This window comes from Massilia sp. IC2-278 (assembly GCF_020708045.1).
Classification (GTDB): Bacteria; Pseudomonadota; Gammaproteobacteria; order Burkholderiales; family Burkholderiaceae_D; genus Telluria.
Genome location: NZ_JAJFES010000043.1, coordinates 1 through 1261 on the forward strand (window position 1 = coordinate 1; position 1261 = coordinate 1261).

A 1261-nucleotide genomic window follows, 5' to 3' on the forward strand; every position below is an offset into this window, starting at 1 on the left:
GACATGGGTAACACATGTGCCGGGCTATTCTAGCTGCTCTCGCCGTCGATTCGTAGATCGATATTCTTTACTTCCCAGTTGCAGTAGAAGACGTTGTAGACGCCGTCGATATTTGATGGACGCACAGCGATAGGCTGACCTGCAAGACCCTCGCCGATCCAGAAGGATCGACGTTTAAACTGGATCTGGCCGCTCTTGCGTACCTTGATGACGCTGTCACCCTCGTCGTATTCGATGTCCGGTAGCTGTTCAGGGAATTGGCGTGCGCTGGCGGTATAGCGGCTGCTGGGCGGTTTCTGGCCGAGCGCAGCATGAGGCCGCACCAGGTTGTACTGATCGCGCCAGTGATCGAAAGCGACCTGGCAATCTGCGTGCGAGTTGAAACCAGTACGGTTGAGCAGTTCAGTCTTCAAGGTTCGGTGAAATCGCTCATCCTTGCCTTGGGTTTGTGGGTGATAGGGAGTGCTGTGGCTGACCCGTACACCCAAACGAATCAGCCATGCCTCCAAGCGGGATATACCCTCTTTACCAGCAATGCGCCATGGTCCGCCGTTATCACACGTGATGCGTTGTGGTAGCCCGTAACGGCGAAACACCTGCGTTAGTGCCGCTTTCACGTTCTCGTATGTCTCGCTCGAACACGCTTGCAGGCACAATGAAAATCGCGAGTGATCGTCGATAACCGTGAACGGATGGCATCGGCCGGCACTGGCATCAGTCAGAGCGAAGTGCCCTTTAAAATCCATCTGCCAAAGCAGGTTTGGAGCCTCATGCTCGAAGCGCAAAGGCGCCAGCAGGCTACGGTCAATTGTGCCTTCAATCTGGCACCCATGCCGCCGCAAAATCGCTGCCACCGTGTTGTGGTGTGGTCGTAACTCTTCCGGCAGCAGTGCTCGTAATTTCGCAGGACCCCAGCAGGGATAGTCCACGTGCAAAGCGAGCACTTGCAATTCCAGTTCGAACGACGAGCGCTTGGGTGATGTAAGCGGACGCCGAGACTGGTCTTGCAGGCCATCGATTCCAGACTCTTCGAAACGCTTCAAGAGCTTGTAGGCGGTCTTTGGACTGACTCCATGGGCTCGGCAAAGCGCTCGAATATTGGCACCAGGTGCGCGCGCCAACATCACAAACTCAAGACGGGAAGACATCAGGGAACTCTCCTTCCAAGGCATCGCAAGCTCCAAATTGTTGGCTTGCAACGATCATAAAAGGTGTTACCTATGTCTCTAGCAATGTGTTACCTATGTCCCTGTATCAAACA

The 1261-nt window shown here is 54.6% G+C and carries 1 protein-coding gene; it reads right to left on the reverse strand.

Features of this window, described 5'->3' with window-relative positions; genetic code table 11:
* Nucleotides 1-29 precede the first annotated feature (29 nt).
* On the reverse strand, nucleotides 30-1148 hold the full coding sequence (locus tag LK540_RS25190; protein WP_229440144.1) for an IS481 family transposase: 1119 nt from the start codon (nucleotides 1146-1148) through the stop codon (nucleotides 30-32).
* Nucleotides 1149-1261 lie beyond the last annotated feature (113 nt).